Raw genomic sequence first — 20,265 nt, 5'->3', positions numbered from 1 at the left:
CCGAATCCCTTCGGAGCGGACAGTCTCAGCCCCCAGCAGGACGGAGCCTGGAGCCTAGACTGGAAATATTCTTCTCTCCACTACAGCGACATCTACCTTTCCTAAACTGAAAAAAGGCGTGCATCCGGATCACCGGTGCACGCCTTTTCTATTGCAAACAATTAGGAGAAGAAGAACTTCTTCACTGCATGTTTGGTTGTTTCTTTGTTCATGTGAGCGATCGAGGTTGTCAGCGGAATGCCTTTTGGACATGCTTGTACGCAGTTTTGCGAGTTACCGCAATCACCGATACCGCCATCTTCCATCAGAGCTTCCAGACGCTCATGCTTGTTCATCATACCCGTTGGGTGCTGGTTGAACAGACGAACCTGCGAAATTGCGAACGGACCGATGAAGTCAGACTTCGCATTCACGTTCGGGCAAGCTTCCAAGCAAACACCGCACGTCATGCACTTCGAAAGCTCGTACGCCCATTGACGCTCCACTTCCGGCATGCGAGGACCAGGTCCCAGATCATGCGTACCATCGATTGGAACCCATGCTTTTACGCGCTTCAGCGCATCGAACATGCGGCTGCGGTCAATCGACAAGTCACGCTGTACAGGGAAGGTGCTCATTGGCTCAAGACGAATCGGCTGTTCCAGTTTATCTACCAGTGCCGAGCACGCTTGACGCGGTCTTCCGTTAATAACCATCGAGCACGCACCGCATACTTCTTCCAAGCAGTTCGATTCCCAGTTTACTGGAGACGTTTTTTGACCTTGTGCGTTGAGTGGATTACGTTGGATCTCCATCAAAGCACTGATCACGTTCATACCAGGACGGTAAGGGATTTTGAACTCTTCCTTGTACGGAGTGCTGTCAGGGCTATCTTGACGAGTGATAATCAAATGAATCAATTTTTCTGCCATGATCAGTTTCCTCCTCTCTTAATGCTTCTTGTCAGACGTATAGTCACGTTTACGTGGTGCGATCAGGGATACGTCGATGTCTTCATAGTAGATTTCAGGCGCAGTCGTTTCAGCATTGAACTTCGCCATTGTCGTCTTCATGAAGTTTTCGTCATCACGCTCAGGGAAGTCAGGCTTGTAGTGAGCACCGCGGCTCTCGTCGCGCTTGAGCGCACCGATTGTGATCGCGCGGGACAGTGCGAGCATGTTCCACAGATGACGGGTAAACGCCGCACCAGAGTTGCTCCATTTATTTGTATCGTTGATGTTGATTTTCTTGTAGCGTTCCATCAGTTCAACGATCTTATCATCCGTTTTTTGCAGACGGTCGTTGTAACGTACTACCGTTACGTTGTCAGTCATCCACTCACCCAGTTCCTTGTGGATCAGGTAAGCATTTTCTGTTCCGTCCATTTTCAGGATGCTGTCATATTTCGCTTGCTCTTTGCTTGTGAAGCCATCGAAGAGCGTGGAAGACAGGTCATCAGAGGATTTGTTCAAGCCATTGATGTACTCGATCGCTTTTGGACCTGCTACCATACCACCATAGATCGCGGACAAGAGGGAGTTCGCACCCAAACGGTTTGCACCGTGCTGAGAGTAATCGCACTCACCTGCTGCAAACAAACCAGGGATATTGGTCATTTGGTTGTAGTCTACCCACATACCACCCATGGAGTAGTGAACCGCAGGAAAAATCTTCATTGGAACTTTACGTGGGTCATCCCCAACGAATTTTTCATAAATCTCGATAATACCGCCCAATTTTACATCCAGTTCTTTTGGATCTTTGTGGGACAGGTCGAGGTATACCATGTTTTCGCCGTTGATACCCAGCTTCATATCTACGCAAACAGAGAAGATTTCGCGAGTCGCGATGTCACGCGGAACCAGGTTTCCGTAAGCAGGGTATTTATCTTCCAGGAAGTACCAAGGCTTACCGTCTCTGTACGTCCATACACGACCACCCTCACCACGAGCAGACTCGGACATCAGACGCAGCTTGTCGTCGCCCGGGATTGCAGTTGGGTGAATTTGGATCATCTCACCATTGGAGTAGATAACCCCTTGTTGATACGCCGCAGATGCTGCTGTACCAGTATTGATAATCGAGTTCGTCGATTTACCGAAGATGATACCAGGTCCGCCTGTTGCCAAAATAACGGCATCCGCACGGAAGGATTGAATTTCACCGGAACGCATGTTCTGTGCAGTAATCCCGCGACAGGTTCCTGTATCGTCCAAAACGGCTCCGAGGAAATCCCAATATTCGTACTTGGTTACCAGACCTTCAGCTTCATAACGGCGTACTTGTTCGTCCAATGCGTACAAAAGCTGTTGTCCAGTTGTCGCACCCGCAAAAGCGGTACGGTGATGCTTGGTTCCCCCGAAACGACGGAAGTCCAACAGACCTTCTGGAGTACGGTTAAACATAACGCCCATACGGTCCAACATATAGATGATGCCAGGTGCTGCATCGCACATTGCTTTAACTGGCGGTTGGTTTGCCAAGAAGTCTCCGCCATATACTGTATCGTCGAAGTGCTCCCATGTGGAGTCGCCTTCCCCTTTGGTATTTACCGCTCCGTTAATACCGCCCTGCGCACAGACAGAGTGGGAACGTTTTACCGGAACCAGGGAGAACAGCTGAACAGGAACGCCTTTTTCTGCTGCTTTGATGGTAGCCATCAAGCCGGCCAAACCTCCACCGACAATGATCAGTTTACCTTTTGCCATGTGTTTTGTCCCCCTATCCCTACAAAATGAAAGCCGACATCGCACGCAAGCCGATGAAGGTTACAATTACGAATACGCCCAAAGTCAGGAATGTTGCAATGCGCTGGGAACGCGGCCCAACTGTAATTCCCCAGTGAACCAGGAATGACCACAGTCCGTTGGAGAAGTGGAAAGTCGTGCTAATAATCCCGATAGTGTAGAATACGATCATTGCAGGACTGCTCAAAATGTTTGCCATCATGTCAAAATCCACGTGTGCACCCATTGCTTTTTGGATACGGGTTTCCCAAACGTGCCAAACGATAAAAATGAGGGTAATGACTCCTGTAACACGTTGCCACAAGAACATTTGGTTTCGGAAGTAGCCGAAGTTCCCTACGTTTTGCTTTGCTTGGAACGCAATGTAGATACCGTAAATAGCGTGAAACAGGATCGGGAGGTAGATGAAAACAAATTCAAGCACCAATACGAATGGAACATTTTCAATCAAACCAACTGTTTGATTAAAAGCTTCGGCTCCACGGGTCGCTTGGTAGTTAGCTGTCAAGTGAAACAGCAGGAAGAGCCCGATCGGAAACAAACCAAGAAGTGAGTGGAGCTTGTGACTGAGAAAGCTATGGCCTTTCGCCATACAATGGTCCCCCTTTCAATGTATGTAACTCTCAATTTTGTGAAAAACGTCAAGCATCACCGCAAGCGGTCCAAAACGGCTTCGACCGTTTTGATAGACCTTTCCCCAATATCCTAACCCATTGCCTCACCCATTAGACATAGCAAAACCACCACGATCATTTTATGAACGGGATCTTGACGCTGTTCACAAAATGACTGCGTTCACTAGATCAAATGAATTTGTCGGAATGTGTCAAAATACGAGAAAAAGTTGGGCAAAACTATGACCAAATCCAATTGTACTCTTGTCGACACAGAGCGTCAAGACAATCAATGTACTAAATACATTGATAGAATAACTTTGTTTAGTCCAGCTATTTTTTCTATTCCGATGTCATGAATGCGTGTCCCTCCTCATAATCTAGTAAAGACAGGAGGGAAGCACATATGAAAGAGAAGGATCAGCTTGCAGCACTATTGCCGCCAGAGACCATTCCCTATGCAGAGAGAATGAATATGCCCTATCTTGGCTATCATCTTCTACGCGAAACGCTTACTAGCACCCTGCTAGGCGATAGTGAAAACCATATCCTCTATTGGATAGGAAAAAATATGGGCCGCCAAATCCCCATTCAATCCTCAACAGGCCCGATTATGCCTTTTATTCGGCTTGGATTAGGTCAGCTAGACGTCCTCGAGGAGAACGAGCAAACGATCGTCTATTCACTCAATCATTCCATTTTTAGCTATCAGTCTATAGAAAGACTAGGTTGCAGTCTTTCCTTTGAAGCCGGGATCATCGCAGGTATGATTGAGCAGTGGAAAGAAAAAGAAGCGTTCAGCAAAATCGAAATGGAAAACCCTTTAGACATACGCATCTCTGTACAAGTGGCGTCATGAACAAAATGCCCCCTCTACCTATAAGAAGGGAGAGGGAGCATCTATCTTTTTATACTCCGTGCACAACCGCGGTTTCCTCAACATCCAGACCATAGGCCGAATGAAGACTGCGAACAGCCAGCTCTGTCAAAGCTGCTGGAATGACGCAAGAAACCTTGATATCAGAAGTTGATACCATTTTAATAGAAATTTCTTTTTCTGCCAGAACGCGGAACATTTCGGCAGCTACCCCTGGATTGTTGATCATTCCAGAGCCGACAATGGATACTTTGGTCAAGCTTTCCTCGAAATCGACTTTTTCAAAGCCAAGCTCGTCTTTGTTTCTGTCCAGCGTATCCAGTGCTTTTTTCAGGTCATCCGCTGCAACTGTAAAAGAAATATTTGTAACAGTAGCATCATAAGAGCTTTGGATAATAATATCGACGTTCACCTGATTGTCCGCCAGCGTATTGAACAGACGGGAGAGCGTCCCGACCTTGGCAGGCATGCCGACAACCGTGATTTTCGCTACATCTTCATCGTGTGCAACTCCACTTACTACTCTTCCTGTTTCCATGTTGGCAACCTCCTCAACGTACGTACCATCTTCGGCAGTAAAGCTGGAGCGGACGACCAGCCTTACCTTGTATTTTTTCGCAGCCTCAACTGACCTAGGATGAAGAACCCCTGCACCGAGGTTCGCCAGCTCCAGCATCTCATCATACGAGATCGTATCCAGCTTGCTCGCAGCTGGAACCATTCGCGGATCAGCTGTATACACCCCGGACACGTCCGTAAAGATTTCGCATTTCTCAGCGTTCAAGCTGGCTGCGAGTGTAACCGCAGATGTATCCGATCCACCGCGGCCGAGCGTCGTAATTTCCCCTTCGTCACTGATCCCTTGGAATCCTGCCACGATCACCACACGACCACGACCGAGCTCGGATTGAATCCGCTCTGGATCAATCTGCTTGATCCGTGCTCGTCCGTGAATCGCCTCTGTGGTGATTCCAGCTTGCCAGCCCGTAAGAGAAATGGCATCGTAGCCTTTTGTATGCAAGGCCATTGACAAAAGCGCGATCGATACCTGCTCCCCCGTGGTCAGCAGCATATCCATTTCACGCTCAGATGGGTATGCGCTAATCTGCTTGGCCATGTCTACCAACACGTCAGTAGATTTCCCCATTGCAGAAACAACAACTACCACATCATGCCCTTCCTCTTTATAGCTGATAATTCGATCCGCAACTCGTAAAATTCGCTCAATGGTACCTACAGAGGTGCCTCCGTATTTCTGCACGATCAACCCCATGCGGCTTCTCTCCCTTTTTCTCATATCCAATATTGGTATTTATCTCGTATCGTATGGTTTTTCACTATTCTCTCTATAAGGAAAAGTCTTACATTTTTATTTTACAAAAAAGGCACCGACAAGGAATAAGACCTGCCGCTGCCTAGTGTTTCGACATACCGGTTCCTCCCTCCCAATACACGCGGACAACGAAGATTGACAGTTATCACCATCAAAACTCACATTGACACACCGTGAGATAGCTCTCCATCTGACAATTGGTCATTGTGCAGATGACAGTCCTGCATTTGTTCAACGCAGACCCAGCATGGAGAAAAGCGGGTTTCCCTCCACACTTCGGCGAATTCCCCTTTCCCGTCCCCTTCACAGATACCCGATCTCAGGGTGGTACTCTTGGTTTTCGCGCCTCTACCTCACTCCATAATGGAAGTGAGGCTAACTATTCTGTTTGAATCGGATTATAACATGAGTCTAAAAATGGATCAATTCCTTTTTAAAGGTTGTTCCAAAAGTCACACTGGCTACGTGTCTAGCTTGCGCAGATGCCCGATGATTTCTTTTGCCAGCTTGTCGCCAATTCCCAATTGGCGGAAGTCCTCAACGGTCGCCTCGCGCATTTTTTTCAACGAGCCAAAATGAGAGAACAACAGCTTGCGCCGCTTTTCACCAATACCCGGGATCTCATCCAACTGCGAGGAAAGCATTGTTTTTGTCCGGGATTGTCTGTGGAACGTAATAACAAAACGGTGGACTTCATCCTGGATGCGCTGCAACAAATAAAACTCATAGCTGTCACGTCTAAGATTTACAGGCTCTGGCGGATCTCCGTACATGAGCTGAGCAGTGCGGTGCTTCTCATCCTTCGCCAGACCACAGACAGGAATATAGAGACCTAGCTCGTTTTCCAGCACGTCCATAGCTGCACTGATTTGGCCTTTACCACCATCGATCACAATCAGGTCGGGCATTGGCTGGTTTTCTTTCAGCAGACGAGAGTAACGACGGCGAACGACTTCGCGCATGGAGCCGTAATCATCTGGTCCCTCTACGGTTTTGATCTTGAATTTGCGGTATTCCTTTTTGTCAGGGCGGCCGTCTGTAAACACAATCATCGCAGACACTGGCTCTGTTCCCTGAATGTTGGAGTTGTCAAACGCTTCAATTCGATGAGGAACCGGAATCCCTAAAATGTGACCGAGATTGTGTACTGCTTGGACCGTACGAGCATCGTCCTTGGACATCAGCGCGAACTTCTCCTGCAAAGCAATACGGGCGTTCTCGGTAGCCATCTTCACGAGCTCATGCTTTTTGCCTCTTTTCGGAGCATGGACTTTGATGCCCAACCACTCAGCCAAAAGCTCCGGCTCACTCTCTTGCGGGAGCAGTATTTCTTTTGGCAGCGCATTTTGCTTGTCGTAGTAGAACTGGCTCACATAAGACATGAAGTCCTCGGTTTCGCTTCCATAGTATGGAAAGGAAGTCGTCTGACGCTCGATCATCTTCCCTTTTCGCATATAAAACACCTGGATGCACATCCAGCCTTTTTCCACGGCAAACCCGATAATGTCGCGGTCTATCGTATCGGTGAACGTGATCTTCTGCTTCTCCATTACGGCTTCGATGCTCTTGATCTGATCACGATATTCCTTGGCTCGTTCGAACTCCATGTTTTCTGCGGCTTGCAGCATTTTTTCCGTGAGGGTTTGCTTCATTTCCTCATGGCCACCATCGAGGAACTGGCTGATTTGATCCACCAAACGCTGGTTTTCCTCTGCCGATACCTCGTACACACAGGGCGCAAGACATTGTCCCAAATGATAGTAAAGACAAACCTGCTTGGGCATATTGCGACATTTTCGCAACGGATAGAGCCGATCCAGCAGCTTCTTCACCTCGGAGGCATCTCCGGCATTCGGATAGGGCCCGAAATACTTAGCTTTATCTTTTAATACCTTACGGGTAATCTCCAGGCGTGGCTGCGCCTCGTTCGTAATTTTGATGTACGGATACGTCTTGTCATCGCGGAGCATGACATTGTAGCGCGGGTCGTGCTCCTTGATCAGGTTGCACTCGAGGATAAGGGCCTCAATCGCTGAGGATACCACAATGTACTCAAAGTCCACGATCTCACTGACCAACAGCTGCGTCTTCCCGTTATGACTGCCTGTAAAATACGAGCGGACGCGGTTTTTCAGCACCTTGGCTTTTCCGACGTAAATGATTTCCCCGCTCGCATTTTTCATCAGGTAGCAGCCTGGTTTATCTGGCAGGACGGCCAGTTTATCTTTTAAGGAGCTGTTCATGGCTGCTCCCTCCTCTTTGCTCTATATCTGCCTAGCATCTATTTGTTCTTGTGGATTGGCTTTTCCAATACATACAGTTCATCTTCTAAGGAACTCATCCGTTCCATCAGCAGCTTGCGGCTGTCTTGCACCCCTTGATTGTAATAGAAAGGGCCGAGCTCTTTTGAAAAAAAGGCAATCAACTCTTCCGTCTCCAAATTGCCGAGTGTCTCCGACCGTTCTTCTTTAAAATAGCGTTGTACTTGATGAACAAGATATTCCATTTGCTCTCTCGTCAATTTGGTTGGCATCGTATCCGGCTTCCTTCCCATTTCGCATCATAAGAGAATATACGTTCTATTCTTCATAGTACCATGGAATCCATACGAAAAAAACTGCCGCCTCATTCCATGGCGACAGTTTTTATAGGCAGACCTAGTGTTTGCGACCGCCCAAATATGCTTCTTTTACACGCTCGTCGTTTAACAGCGCTACTCCTGTGCCGTCCAATACGATTTGCCCAGCCTCCAGCACATACCCGTAATCAGCGATTTTGAGGGCCTGCTTGACATTTTGCTCCACGATCAGGACGGTCGTACCTTCTGCATTGATTTCTTTGATCACCTTGAAAATGTCTGCCACCACAATGGGAGCCAAGCCCATTGACGGCTCGTCCAAAAGCAGCAGCTTCGGTCGAGACATCAATGCGCGGGCAATGGCTAGCATTTGCTGCTGACCACCAGACATCGTCCCTCCCAATTGGGAAAGACGCTCCTTGAGGATGGGGAACCACGTCATCATCTTCTCCATGTCGTCCTTGATGCCTTGTGCATCGTTGCGCTGGAATGCGCCCATCTCCAGGTTTTCCAGTACGGTCATCTTCCCGAGAATTGCACGCCCTTCTGGAACCAACGCCAGCCCGGCTTTCACGATCTGATGGGGCCTCGAACCCTCGATGCATTGACCACAAAACGTAATCGTCCCTGCTTCAGGCTTCAGTTGACCTGCGATCGTACGCATAGTTGTGGTTTTGCCCGCTCCATTCGCCCCGATTAGCGAGACGATTTTGCCCTTCGGCACTTCCAGCGTTATCCCGCGAATCGCCTTGATTTGACCGTAGGAGGTCGTCAAGTTTTGTATGTTCAGCATCTTATTCGTCCTCCTTGCCGAGGTAGGCTTCAATCACATCTGGATTGTTTTGTACCTCTGCTGGTGTGCCGTCAGCAATTTTGACCCCAAAGTTGATGCATACGACCTTTTCACACAGATTCATGACCAATCCCATATCGTGTTCGACCAACAAAACAGTCGTTCCATCATCGCGAATTTTTTTGACCAGCTCCATGAGTGCTTTCGTCTCGGTCTCGATCATCCCGGCAGCAGGCTCGTCCAATAGCAAGAGTTTTGGTTCAGTAGCCAGTGCCCGTGCAATCTCCAGACGCCGTTGTTGACCGTACGCCAATGTATCCGAGCGGACGTCAACAATGTCAGACAAGCCTACGAATTCGAGGAGCTCCTCTGCTTTTTTGGTCACCGCCTTTTCTTCCGCACGTTGTCCCGATGTTTTCAAAAGGGAAGCCCAGAAGCCGGCCTTCATGCGCGAATGACATCCTACCTTCACGTTGTCCAACGCACTCATGTGACCGAATAAGCGAATATTTTGGAACGTCCTTGCAATCCCCATTTCGGTAATTTTGTTAGGCGCCATTCCATTTAGCTTCTGTCCGGCAAAAGTAAAGGTTCCCGTCGTTGGTTCGAATATGCCCGTCGCCATATTGAAAATGGTCGTTTTCCCCGCACCATTCGGACCAATCAAGCCGACAATCTCACCCTCTCCTACAGTAAAAGAAACGTCACGAAGAGCGGTGATGCCGCCAAAGCTTTTTCCTACGTTCGCAAGTTCCAGCAACATCTTATACTCCCCCCTTCGCTTCCTTGTCGGATGACTTGCCCCGACGACGCTTGAACAGCTTTTGGAACGTGTCGGCACCAATCAAGCCATGCGGGCGGAACGCCATTACACCGACCATGATCAAACCGTACATGAGCATTTTGTACTCGGCCAAACCACGCAGCACCTCCGGCAATGCTGTCAAAACAAAGGCACCGAATAGCGGCCCCCAAACCACTTCACTGCCGCCAATAACGGCATAGGACAAGATTTCGACTACTTTATGATAGTTAAAATCATCAGGAGTAATCGTCGTCGTAATGTGGGCGAACAATCCTCCACATACACCAGCCAAAATGGAACCGATCACAAATGCAAGCATTTTATAATAGTTGACTTGCAATCCCATTGCTCGTGCTGCCGTTTCATCCGCTTTGATCGCTTCAAAAGCTCGCCCCAGACGCGAACGGTTCAGACGCAGCGTCAGAAAAAGAACGAAGGCAAACAGGAGCAGCATAAACACAAAGGTCGATAATGACTTCATTTGCATGACCGAAATGCCAAAGGTTTGTGCTTTTACCCCCATTGCTTTTTCAAAATCGTACAAGTAATTGCCAACCGATTGAAGTCCGGTCAATCCGAGAGCGCCATTTGTCATCTCCATATTGAGAAAAATAACGCGAATCACTTCACCAAAGCCAAGCGTAGCAATTGCCAGGTACAGGCCGTGGAGCTTCAATGTCGGAGCACCGATCAACAGTGCAATCAGCCCTGCCACCAGTCCCCCAATGATGATGGCGATAAACAGCGGCATGTCCGCTTGCTTCGTCAAAATACTCGCCGTAAAAGCACCAATGCTCATAAAGCCCGCATGTCCCAAGGAAAGCTGTCCCGTCGAGAGCGTAATGTAAATACTGATCGCCAAAATACTGTTTAACAAGATAAAAGTCAGTACCTGTAAGTTATATGGATTGAGAATGTCCAATGTCTGCACCTCCCTTACGCTTTGCGTCCAAATAGTCCTTCCGGCTTCAAGAGCAAAATGAGAATGATCAAGCCAAAAGCAACCGCGTCCCGATACGACGAATCTCCGTATGCGACGGTAAACACCTCGATAATCCCGAGCAATACGCCACACACCATGGCTCCAGGAATGCTCCCCACACCGCCTAAAATCAAGACCGCCAAACCTTTGAAGCCAAGCGTCATTCCCATCGTCGGAATGAGAGCAGAGTACGCCATCCCGATCAATATGCCGGCGATTCCTCCCAGCGCCGAAGCAAGCATGACGGTCACGACAATGACCATATTCGTGTTAATTCCCAAAATATTAGCTGTATCCGTATTTTCAGCCGTCGCGCGAATGGCTTTTCCCATTTTCGTTTTTTGAATCCAGAAATGCAGAACGAACATCAGTAACACAGAAATCCCCAAAATAACGAGATCGACACTGCGAATTTGAACGAGCCCCAAGTCAAAGGTGGTGTCCCCAAAAGATTGCGGGAACGCACGGGAGTCAGCACCGAAAAACTTGTGCATGGCCTCCTCCATTAAAATGGCAAATCCGATCGTACTGATCAAGGATGCCAGATGGGGTACATTTTTTTTACGAAGGGGGCGAAGCGCTATATACTCCAGCACGAGACCCAAAATGGCAGATATGGCGATTGCTACGATCAGCGCTACCCCTAAAGGCATATTCAGGCTGGTCATCAATACCAAGCCAACCAGTGATCCAAAAATAAAAATTTGGCCGTGTGCCATATTAATGATTCCCAAGACACCAAAAATGAGCGTATAGCCCAATGCAATCAATGAATAAGTGCTACCAACTGTCAAACCGTTGACTAATTGCTGCCAAAACAAATGCCTCACCTCACTGTTAAGTGGTTACCATCCAATGATGATTGAGTTATTCTCGCTGGATCAGCAAGCGAAAATATCATCTGATACTTTCTGATCCAGCGAGATAACCGATAGAAAAAGAAGCCCGGAGCGACCCCGGGCACGATCCTATTCAAACGGGACAAATTTGCCTTCTTTTGCGACAACGACCACCGCATCACCAATCGGATTGCGCTTCTCGTCAAAAGACAGTTTGCCGGATACACCTGTGAAGTCTTTCAGCTGAGCCAATTTTCCGCGCAGCTCTTCGCGATCTGCTTTTCCTGCGGCAAGCAGTGACTGCGACATGATGTACAGCGAGTCGTATGCTTGGGCAGCGAACTGGTCAGGCTTTTTGTTGTATTTGGCTTCGAATGCTTTTACGAAGGCTTGTACTTTATCATCCTTCTTTTCAGGGCTGAATGGAGTGGCAACGATCAAGCCCTCTGCTGCTGGACCCGCAATTTCAAAAACTTTCGGATTATTGAAGCCATTCCCACCAAGAATGGTCCCTGTAAAGCCCAACTCACGTGCTTTTTTCACAACCATGGAGCCTTCTTTGTACAAAGCGGACACAAGCAAAGCATCCGGGTTTGTTTGCTTCAGCTTGGTCAACTGCGCCGAGAAGTCCACATCGCCATTTGCAAAAGTCGCTTCACCAGTAATCTCCAAGCCCAGCTTTTCTGCGGTTGCTTTCATGACCTTGTAACCATTCACAGAGAAGTCATCGTTGGATGCATGGATGAGTGCTACTTTTTTCAAGCCATTTTTCTCCACGGCTGCTTTCATAGCTGTCGGGATTGCAATGGACTCAGGCAAAGAATTTCGGAACACATACTCCCCGATATCATTGATTCCTTCTGACGTGTTGGAGATACCAAAAATCGGAGTTTCCGCCTCGTTTGCAACTGGTCCTGCTGCAAACATTTCACCGGAAAGTGTCGGTCCGATAATCGCCACGACATTATCCTGATTAATCAGTTTATTCACCGCGTTAATCGCGCCTTCTTTTTCTCCTGCGGAGTCTTCAAACTTCAATTCAATCTTGAGCTTTCCTTTGTTCGCTTCATTCAGCTCGCCCAACGCCAGCTCCAATCCTGCTTTTTGCGCTTCTCCATATGCTGCACCAGATCCTGAAAGGAAACCAACGACACCGATTTTTGCTTGTATCTCTTGTCCGTCGGCGCTAGCTGCTTGTCCAGAGCCACCTTCTCCTGCTGTAGGAGCACTTGTATTTCCTCCGCTCGAACATCCGACCATCAATACCGCCCCTAGCGAGATCGCCGCCAGCGAGCGCATCAAATGAAATCCCTTCATTAGAAAAGCCCCCTCTATTTTCGAAATAAATTGAATATATGAAGTTTAATCAAAGTACTCTAAAAACGCAATTATTTTCGCTCAAGTAAACTTAATTTTTTGACAAACGATCGCTCAGAATTCAGTATTCAAACATAATAAAAAAGCGGCACATAACTATGCCGCTTCAGTCGTTGGATTGCTCTTACAGATGTTTGCCTACAGTTGCCATGAGCGCTTCTTTTGGTTGGAAGCCGATCACTTTGTCAACTGGTTGACCGTCTTTGAATACGATCAGGGTTGGGATGGACATCACGCCAAAACGACCAGCAGAATCTGGGTTGTCATCCACGTTTACTTTAACGATTTTGAGCTGGGAGCCCACTTCACCGTCGATTTGCTCCAGTACAGGAGCGATCATTTTGCAAGGGCCGCACCATGGAGCCCAGAAGTCAACCAGGACTGTACCGCCTTGCTCTACTTCCTGGGAAAAGTTTTGGTCGGTAGCATTTACAATTGCCATAGAAGTTACCTCCTTGAATTTCAATTACTAAATAAAGGTTCCTAACGGTTATCAGTATATCATTCAAACAACAAATTGACTACGCCGCTCCACACTTTGCCCTGCACTTCTCGCTTTAGTCTGTCCAGTCTGTCCGCACCTTATTGCCCAACTTGTTTGAGCCGGTTGATCTCCCGTTCGTGGTCACTAACTTTCCGATGAAGCAGGTCAAGGTCTGCATCGATATGTTTATTTTGACGTTCTAATCTGTCTAATCGGCGTGTAGCGTCATCGCAGAATTCGTACATTTCATCTCGAAACGCGTACATCTCATCACGAAAATCATACATCTCTTTCTTAAACTCACGCTGTTCCTGTTGTGTCTCTTTTACAAGCCGATTATTCTCAGCAACCATGTGAATCAGTTGTTGCAAAAGTTCCTCGCTCATTCCGATCACCTCACCTTATCCCCTATTATACCAAGCAAGGAAAGCATAAAGTAAGAGCCAAGGACAAAAAAAGCGCCCCCAAAAAGAGCGCCTAGTCATCATCTTTATGTTAAACCAATACTTTTTTGAACTCAGCCGTCAGCAATGGCAGCACTTCGAACAAGTCACCTACGATACCGTAATCAGCCACTTGGAAGATTGGCGCTTCCGGATCTTTGTTGATGGCAACGATGACTTTCGAGCTGGACATACCTGCCAAGTGCTGAATCGCTCCGGAAATTCCGCATGCGATATACAAATCAGGTGTAACGACCTTACCTGTCTGTCCGATCTGCATGGAGTAGTCGCAATAGTCTGCGTCGCAAGCTCCACGAGATGCACCAACAGCTGCACCGAGCACTTCCGCCAGATCGTATAACGGCTGGAAGCCATCTGCACTCTTCACGCCACGTCCACCGGAAATCACGACTTTCGCTTCGGAAAGGTCTACTTTGCCGCTTGTTTTTCGTACAACTTCTTTTACGATGGTGCGCAAATCCTTGATTTCCAATTCAACTGGAACCACCACTGCCGTTTTCGAAGGGTCAGCAGCGCCGATGGCAATGTTGTTTGGACGAATCGTAATAAATGTTGTTCCATCAACGAATTTGCGTGTTTGCGTCGCCTTTCCGGCATAGATCGGGCGAATAAATACTGGGCCTGCTTCAACATCGGTTACGTCCGAAACCAGACCAAAACCGAGTCTCGCTGCTACGCGAGGTGCGATGTCACGACCGATCGCGGTGTGACCCAAAACAACTGCATCTGGAGAAGCCAGCTCAATCAACTGCGTAAGTGCCTGCACATACGCATCTGGCGTGTATTGTGCCAACGCTGTATGATCAGCCGTATACACCGTGCTCGCACCATGCTGCCCCAATGTCACTGCATGCGTTGCTGCATCTGCTCCGAATACACCTGCTACAATTTCGCCGCCCTCAGCCAATGCTTGTGCTGCAGTCAATGCTTCCAGCGACACGTTGCGAAGTTGTCCGTCACGTACTTCTGCCAATACAAGTACTTTTTTCATGGATATCCTCTCCCTCTCGCTTAGATCACTTTCGCTTCATTGCGCAACAGTTGCACCAATTCCGACGTTTGAGCTGCCAATTCGCCAGAGAGAATGCGGCCCGCCTGCTTTTTCGGAGGCAATGTCTGATCGACGATTTCTGTCTTTGCTTTTACCTCATCCGCAGTCATTCCCAAATCGTCTGCGCCGAGTCTATCCAAAGGTTTTTTCTTTGCTTTCATGATACCTGGGAGAGAAGGATAGCGCGGCTCGTTGAGTCCTTGCTGAGCCGTAATCAAAACAGGAAGGCTCGTCTCCACGACTTCCAGGTCCCCTTCTACATCGCGCTCTACGCGTACGTTCGTACCGTCCACCTCTAACTTCACAGCAGTCGATACATGGTTAATTCCCAGCTCTTCTGCCAGACGAGGACCGCCTTGGCCAGCCCCGGAGTCTACAGCCATTTGTCCACCAATGATGATATCGAAGCCAACCTTTTTCGCTACTGCAGCCAATACTTTGGCGATTGTGAATTCGTCTCCGAACAGAGACTCGTCATCCACCAGAACAGCCTTGTCTGCGCCCATAGCCAAAGCAGTGCGCAGGGCACTTTCCGCACGATCTGGGCCGACGCTGATCACGGTTACTTCGCCGCCGTGCTCTTCCTTGAGCTTGATTGCCTCTTCAACAGCGTACTCATCGTAGGGATTAATGATGAATTCAACGCCATCTTCGGAAATTTGTCCGTTTTGGATGACGATTTTTTCTTCTGTGTCAAACGTCTGTTTCAACACAACCACGATATTCATCAGGATGCCTCCTCCTTAGTGGTACCTCATACTTGTGAAGCTATATGCTTAACTACCGATCTGCGAATTGCGGCTTGCGCTTTTCGAGAAATGCAGTCACGCCTTCTTTTACGTCCTCCGTCGCGAAAGCATCGCCAAAGAGCTTTGCTTCCTGCTCCAAGCCTTGTGATAACGAAAGCTCCGTTGTGTTATGGATGGACGCTAGGGCAAGCTTCAGGGTTATCGCGCTCTTACTCGCGAAAACAGCCGCCAGCTTTTGTGCTTCTGCAAGCAATTGCTCTACGGGATAAACCGCTTCCACAAGACCGATACGCAATGCTTCCTCGCCACCGATCATCTCAGAAGTGAGAATCATCTGTGTCGCTTTGCCACGGCCAACCAGACGTGGTAGACGTTGCGTACCACCGTAGCCAGGAATGAGTCCGAGATTCAGCTCTGGCAACCCAAGCTTGGCTTCAGGTGCTGCCAAGCGGATATGGCATGCCAATGCAAGCTCCAATCCTCCGCCAAGGCAAGCGCCGTTAATTGCTGCAATGATTGGCTTCGGGAACGTTTCCAAGCGATTGAACAACGCTTGACCCTTCTTCGCCATTTCTTCTGCATTTTCCCGATTCAGTTGGGTAAATTCTTTGATGTCCGCTCCTGCAATGAAAAACCGACCTTCGCCAGTCAAAACGATCGCTTTGATTTCATCGTTATTTTCCCACTGGTCCAAAAGTTCACTCAATTGACCGAGCACTGCTTGACTGAGTGCGTTAGCAGGCGGGTTGCTAATCGTAACCGTAGCAACGCGATCAACGATTTCTACATTCCAATACGACGCCATTCCTCTCCCCCCAAACTCTCCCCATATATAAAAAACAGCTACTTTTCATTCCGAGCGATCGCTCAGTCTTACTGTTTCCATTGTAACAAACGTTTTCATGCAAAAAAAGCTTTTCTTTTCATTCTTTTCCCTTCATACCAAGCAGGAAGAGGTTATGAATGGAATCAACATAAGAGACAAGGTCGTACTTGCACTCTTTCATCACCCAAGATGTCGTCACTTCGTCCAGCGTTCCAAAAATCATTTTGCGCGTAATCCGCACCTCGAGATCAGATCGGAATACGCCCTGCTCCATACCCTCTACGATCACTTCGTCAATAAGGTTGAAATACTGCTTCATCACGTTGCCGATTCCTTCACTAATGAACGGACTGGATTGACGGAGCTCGATTTGCGTCACTTTTGCCAGATCATGGTCCTTGGATAGCTGGCTCAAGTGTGCATGGATGAGTACATACAGCTTTTGCTCAATGGTCGTCGCTTCCGAAATGCGTTTGCGGTTTGTCTCCACAAACTGGCCCATCTTTTCGTTAAACAGTGATATCAAAATATCATCCTTGTTTTCAAAATAGAGGTATATGGTGCCGTCTGCTACCTTCGCCTCTTTCGCAATTTTCGATACCTGGGCACTGTAATAGCCCTGTTTGGCGATTACTCGAACAGCAGCATCAATAATGGCTTGATACTTTTCCCCCGTTTTCTTTGCCATAACTACCTCCATGTTTACTAACATTGATGATGAAATGAATGATCACTCATTCATAATTAGTGTAATACAGGGCCACTCCTCTGTCAATCGCAAGAGGTCAGCAAAAAAGGCCGCTTTCCGCCTGGGATCGCAAGCCTCAAAACATCAGCTACTAGCTCGTTTTGATTTCTTCCTGGGCTTCCCTTTTCTTCTTGTCTTCTTCTTGTAATTGGCGACGCAATACTTTTCCGACCATGGTTTTGGGCAAATCTGTACGAATCTCGTATTGTCTCGGAATCTTATAGGCGGCGAGTCTCTGTCTGCAATGCGATTCCAGATCCTCTTCACTTACGAGCTGTCCATCCTTGAAAACGACGTATGCTTTGACTGTTTCCCCCCGGTACGGATCTGGGACACCGATGACTGCTGCCTCCTGGATGGCGGGATGCTCAAACAGCACTTCTTCTACTTCGCGCGGATAAATATTGAAGCCACCAGCTATAATCATGTCTTTTTTGCGATCTACGATATAGAAATAGCCGTTTTCGTCCATATAGCCCATATCTCCCGTCAAAAACCAGCCATCCCTTAATACGGCAGCGGTATCCTCTGGGCGATTCCAATAGCCGAGCATAACTTGGGGTCCTTTTACAGCCAACTCCCCGACCTCGCCTTGGGGCATCTCTTCTCCTGTGGCCGGATCCACAATTCGGCAATCCGTATCTGGCCATGGCATCCCGATGCTTCCCGTAATGCCTTTTTCCCAAATCGGGTTGGAATGTGTTACGGGAGAAGCCTCTGTCATCCCATAGCCCTCGACCAGCTTGCCGCCCGTCAACTCCTCAAATTTGAGCTTCACTTCGATCGGCAACGGAGCTGATCCACTGACACATGCGTCGATCGATGAAAGATCATGCTTTTTCAAGTCCGGGTGGTTGATGAGACCGATATACATGGTGGGTGCCCCTGGGAAAAGAGTAGGCTTGCGCTTGTCGATCATTTCAAATATTTGCTTCACGTCGAATTTGGGAACGAGAATAATTTCTGCTGCGATACAAATCCCTTTGTTCATCACGGTAGTCATTCCATACACGTGGAACAGCGGGAGCACACACAAAATCCGTTCTTTTCCCTTTTTCAGTTTGTAAAGGACCGCTTGGCACTGGACTGCATTCGCAATGAGATTGGCGTGCGTCAGCATGACGCCTTTGGCAACACCTGTTGTCCCCCCTGTATATTGGAGGAGCGCGATGTCCTTGGTCGGATCGACTGGAATTTCAACAGGCTTGGTAGCGCTTTCTTTTAATACGGAAAGAAAAGGCTCAATATCTGCGCTGTATGTAACCTGCGGATTTTGTCCTTGTTTCTTCTGCACGAACGGATAGAGCCATTTTTTCAGTAAGGGAAGGAAATCGCCAACGCTTGTGATGATGATTCGTTGAAGTGAGGTAGATGCACGGACTTGGGTAACACGTTTGTACAACAAATCCAGTGTGATGATGGTCTCGGCGCCTGAATCGTTCATTTGGTGAATCAATTCTCGCTCGGTATATAGCGGGTTGGTCATGACCACGATCGCGCCTGCAAAAAGCGCCCCGTAGTAGCTGATGACGGCTTGTGGAGTATTTGGCAGCATAATCGCCACGCGGTCACCTTTCTTTACACCGCGCTTGATCAATGCATTGGCAAATTGGTATGACAACTGCAAAAGCTCTCGATACGTAATGCTTTTTCCCATGAAATAGATCGCGTTACTGTCTGGATACACAGCTGCTGATTGCTCCAGAAAATGCGTCAAAGGAACACGGGGGTAATCCAATGACGGCGCAGTTTCGGGCGGGTAATTGGCAATCCAAGGCTTGGCATTTGACATGGTCATTCCCTCCATCCCTTAAATGGCCTTGCCTCTCCCTATGATCTACATTCATAATCTCTTCCTAATGACTATTGTATTCGAAACATATTCAATTTTCCAATTAAAATCATGTACGTTCCATCGGGACAAGAGCTTTCGACAAAAAAGGACACGACCTTTGATAAAGCCGTGTCCTTTATCCTTATGCTCTTTGTGTCTTACGATGTTATTTCCTTGATCATTTGCTGACGTGCTCTTTCCCGTTCAGTTGTGGGGACGAGATGATACCAGCCGACGATTCCATTATGCCAAATCCGCTCATCCTGCCCGACCAGTGTATCGACTTGAATGGTGTTCGGAGTCCCATCGCCATAAGACAGTAACAGAGAGGCGATTTCCTGCTCAGTGAGGTCCGTTTTCACATGCTGACCCAGTATTTCCATGAGTGAAAATGCCTTGGTATACCCTTGGAGCGAGGTCCCTTTAGAAGCCAACGCTTTGAGAATCTCCTGCTGCCGGCCAATCCGCAGGTAATCACTGTCTTCCTTGCCCAGATCACTTTTGCGATAACGGGCATAATCCAATGCCTGCTCACCTGATAAAGTCTGCAGCCCTGGTTGAATATCGATGTACGTGTCGTCGCTCGGATCGCTGTACTTCATACGTTTCTTCACATCGACAGTGACACCGCCCAGCTCGTCCACAATTTGACGGAAGCCATCGAAATCTACGGAGATATACCGATCGATTTTTATTTGTAAAAATTTTTCCAGTGACTCCTTCACCATCTTCGGACCACCAAAAGCCATCGCATGGTTCACTTTGTCGTATCCTTTTCCCGGGAGCTCCATGTAGCTGTCACGCGGAATCGCCAAAAGGTAGACGGATTGCTTCTCGGGATGAATCGCCGCAAGCATCATCGTATCTGAACGTGCACTTTCCCCGTCTCGACTATCTACGCCAAGAAGCAGGGCGACGAAAGGCTCCAATGGTGCTGTTCCTGTCAAAAGATCACGAGGAGGAAGGGACGCAGTCGCCTGTTTTGCGCTCCCTTTGGCTCCATCAATCGGAGCATACCACTGATTGGTCATTTGCTTGTATTGATAGGCACTGTAGGCAACCAGCAGCAACGCCCCGATCGCCAAACAGGATAAGGTATGAAACGCAATCTGTTTTCCATGTCGCTTGAAAAATGACCCTATAAACATGACAAAAGCCTCCCCCTTTGCTTCCATTTTTAACAGG

Annotated in this window: 20 protein-coding genes and 1 riboswitch; of the genes, 1 reads left to right on the top strand and 19 read right to left on the bottom strand. The window is 48.1% G+C overall.

The features are described 5' to 3' along the window. Positions 1-161: 161 nt before the first annotated feature. From sdhB to HP401_RS17865, 3 genes are read right to left on the bottom strand one after another with little or no spacing between them, the layout of a single operon-like run. A complete protein-coding gene (gene sdhB, locus HP401_RS17875) occupies positions 162-911 on the bottom strand; it encodes a succinate dehydrogenase iron-sulfur subunit (protein ID WP_012685406.1) in 750 nt (249 codons plus the stop codon). A gap of 18 nt (positions 912-929) precedes the next feature. Then, entirely contained in the window at positions 930-2,687 is a 1,758-nt protein-coding gene (sdhA, locus tag HP401_RS17870) for a succinate dehydrogenase flavoprotein subunit (RefSeq protein ID WP_087345433.1), read from the bottom strand. A 19-nt stretch (positions 2,688-2,706) separates the two neighbouring features. Then, positions 2,707-3,318 carry a succinate dehydrogenase cytochrome b558 subunit gene (locus tag HP401_RS17865; RefSeq protein WP_012685404.1) on the bottom strand — a complete coding sequence of 204 codons (612 nt, stop codon included), beginning with the start codon at positions 3,316-3,318 and terminating at the stop codon, positions 2,707-2,709. 428 nt (positions 3,319-3,746) lie between these two features. Between HP401_RS17865 and HP401_RS17860 the strand changes: the two genes are divergently transcribed. Then, positions 3,747-4,199, top strand: a complete 453-nt coding sequence (locus tag HP401_RS17860; RefSeq protein ID WP_173605956.1) for a YslB family protein — start codon at positions 3,747-3,749, stop codon at positions 4,197-4,199. Between the two features lie 49 nt (positions 4,200-4,248). On the opposite strand, the gene HP401_RS17855 is transcribed toward HP401_RS17860, so the two are convergent. The 16 genes from HP401_RS17855 to HP401_RS17780 form a co-directional block, all read right to left on the bottom strand. Further along, positions 4,249-5,490 (bottom strand): aspartate kinase, encoded by a 1,242-nt coding sequence (locus tag HP401_RS17855; protein WP_142495572.1) that lies wholly within the window; start codon positions 5,488-5,490, stop codon positions 4,249-4,251. Between the two features lie 231 nt (positions 5,491-5,721). Further along, a riboswitch (Lysine riboswitch) is annotated at positions 5,722-5,909 on the bottom strand. Positions 5,910-6,011: 102 nt separating this feature from the next. Continuing rightward, positions 6,012-7,793: an excinuclease ABC subunit UvrC gene (gene uvrC, locus HP401_RS17850; protein WP_012685401.1), complete on the bottom strand. Its 1,782-nt coding sequence runs from the start codon at positions 7,791-7,793 to the stop codon at positions 6,012-6,014. Positions 7,794-7,831: 38 nt separating this feature from the next. Further along, a complete protein-coding gene (locus HP401_RS17845; protein WP_087345418.1) occupies positions 7,832-8,083 on the bottom strand; it encodes a DUF2164 domain-containing protein in 252 nt (83 codons plus the stop codon). Positions 8,084-8,207: 124 nt separating this feature from the next. After that, complete coding sequence (locus HP401_RS17840; RefSeq protein WP_173605955.1) at positions 8,208-8,921, bottom strand: ABC transporter ATP-binding protein; 714 nt, start codon at positions 8,919-8,921, stop codon at positions 8,208-8,210. Between the two features lies 1 nt (position 8,922). Further along, entirely contained in the window at positions 8,923-9,684 is a 762-nt protein-coding gene (locus HP401_RS17835) for an ABC transporter ATP-binding protein (protein WP_173605954.1), read from the bottom strand. Position 9,685: 1 nt separating this feature from the next. Beyond that, complete coding sequence (locus HP401_RS17830) at positions 9,686-10,657, bottom strand: branched-chain amino acid ABC transporter permease (protein ID WP_173605953.1); 972 nt, start codon at positions 10,655-10,657, stop codon at positions 9,686-9,688. 5 nt (positions 10,658-10,662) lie between these two features. After that, positions 10,663-11,529 carry a branched-chain amino acid ABC transporter permease gene (locus HP401_RS17825; RefSeq protein ID WP_173605952.1) on the bottom strand — a complete coding sequence of 289 codons (867 nt, stop codon included), beginning with the start codon at positions 11,527-11,529 and terminating at the stop codon, positions 10,663-10,665. A 147-nt stretch (positions 11,530-11,676) separates the two neighbouring features. Then, positions 11,677-12,864, bottom strand: a complete 1,188-nt coding sequence (locus tag HP401_RS17820; protein WP_173605951.1) for an ABC transporter substrate-binding protein — start codon at positions 12,862-12,864, stop codon at positions 11,677-11,679. 184 nt (positions 12,865-13,048) lie between these two features. Continuing rightward, on the bottom strand, positions 13,049-13,366 hold the full coding sequence (gene trxA / locus HP401_RS17815) for a thioredoxin (protein WP_007722428.1): 318 nt from the start codon (positions 13,364-13,366) through the stop codon (positions 13,049-13,051). A 140-nt stretch (positions 13,367-13,506) separates the two neighbouring features. Then, positions 13,507-13,794 carry a hypothetical protein gene (locus tag HP401_RS17810; RefSeq protein WP_012685394.1) on the bottom strand — a complete coding sequence of 96 codons (288 nt, stop codon included), beginning with the start codon at positions 13,792-13,794 and terminating at the stop codon, positions 13,507-13,509. A gap of 109 nt (positions 13,795-13,903) precedes the next feature. Next, a complete protein-coding gene (locus HP401_RS17805; protein ID WP_173605950.1) occupies positions 13,904-14,863 on the bottom strand; it encodes an electron transfer flavoprotein subunit alpha/FixB family protein in 960 nt (319 codons plus the stop codon). 20 nt (positions 14,864-14,883) lie between these two features. Beyond that, the gene (locus HP401_RS17800) at positions 14,884-15,651 is read right to left on the bottom strand and encodes an electron transfer flavoprotein subunit beta/FixA family protein (protein ID WP_016739010.1); all 768 of its coding nucleotides are present in this window, start codon (positions 15,649-15,651) and stop codon (positions 14,884-14,886) included. A 52-nt stretch (positions 15,652-15,703) separates the two neighbouring features. Then, on the bottom strand, positions 15,704-16,477 hold the full coding sequence (locus HP401_RS17795; RefSeq protein WP_173605949.1) for an enoyl-CoA hydratase: 774 nt from the start codon (positions 16,475-16,477) through the stop codon (positions 15,704-15,706). Positions 16,478-16,595: 118 nt separating this feature from the next. Beyond that, on the bottom strand, positions 16,596-17,186 hold the full coding sequence (locus HP401_RS17790) for a fatty acid metabolism transcriptional regulator FadR (RefSeq protein WP_012685390.1): 591 nt from the start codon (positions 17,184-17,186) through the stop codon (positions 16,596-16,598). A 151-nt stretch (positions 17,187-17,337) separates the two neighbouring features. Further along, the gene (locus tag HP401_RS17785) at positions 17,338-19,038 is read right to left on the bottom strand and encodes an AMP-binding protein (protein WP_173605948.1); all 1,701 of its coding nucleotides are present in this window, start codon (positions 19,036-19,038) and stop codon (positions 17,338-17,340) included. Positions 19,039-19,238: 200 nt separating this feature from the next. Then, entirely contained in the window at positions 19,239-20,228 is a 990-nt protein-coding gene (locus HP401_RS17780; RefSeq protein ID WP_173605947.1) for an LCP family protein, read from the bottom strand. Positions 20,229-20,265 lie beyond the last annotated feature (37 nt).

The sequence above is a fragment of the Brevibacillus sp. HB2.2 genome (genome assembly GCF_013284275.1).
Classification (GTDB): domain Bacteria; phylum Bacillota; class Bacilli; order Brevibacillales; family Brevibacillaceae; genus Brevibacillus; species Brevibacillus brevis_D.
This window is presented reverse-complemented; position numbering and strand designations above follow the sequence as displayed.